The following is a 635-nucleotide window of genomic DNA, read 5'->3' as shown; positions in this document are numbered from 1 at the left end:
AGCTCACGGCCGCCTATGGCGTGCCGCGCGCCAAGGTGGCGGTGCTGCCGAACGGCGTCGACCTCGACCGCTTCCGCCCGCTGCCGCCCGACCCCGCGCGGCGCGCGGCGCTGGGGCTTGAAGGGCGGCGCGTGATCCTGGCGCCGACCCGGCTGGTGCCGCGCAAGGGCGTGGACCGGTTGATCGCCGCGATGCCCGCCGTCCGCGCCCGGATGCCGGAGGCGCTGCTGCTGGTGGCGGGCGAGGGACCGCAACGTGGCGGACTGGACGCGCTGGCCGCGACATGCGGCGGGCACGACGCGATCCGCTTCGCTGGCGCGGTGCCGCCTGCGGAGATGCCGGCGCTCTACGCGGTGGCGGAGATCGTGGCGCTGCCGAACCGCGCCGATCCGGGGGAGAGCGACGGCGTGCCGCTGGTCTTCCTCGAGGCGAATGCCTGCGGCCGGCCGGTGATCGGCGGCCGCGCCGGCGGCACGCCGGAGGTGGTGACGGACGGCGTCAACGGCCTGCTGGTGGACGGCGAGGACAGCGATGCGATCGCGGCAGCCGTGCTGCGCGTGCTGGACGATCCCGCCCTGGCTGCGCGCCTGGCGGCGGGCGGACTGGCCGCGGCGCGCGACGCCGGCTGGCCGGCG

1 protein-coding gene is annotated in these 635 nt (G+C 77.8%); it reads left to right on the top strand.

Annotated features, from left to right (window positions below; genetic code table 11):
- Positions 1–635 (top strand): glycosyltransferase family 4 protein (locus OZN99_RS33040; RefSeq protein WP_270939392.1); only part of this gene is annotated, 635 nt, incomplete at both ends.

This window comes from Falsiroseomonas oryzae (assembly GCF_027856955.1).
Lineage (GTDB): Bacteria > Pseudomonadota > Alphaproteobacteria > Acetobacterales > Acetobacteraceae > Falsiroseomonas > Falsiroseomonas oryzae.
This window is presented reverse-complemented; position numbering and strand designations above follow the sequence as displayed.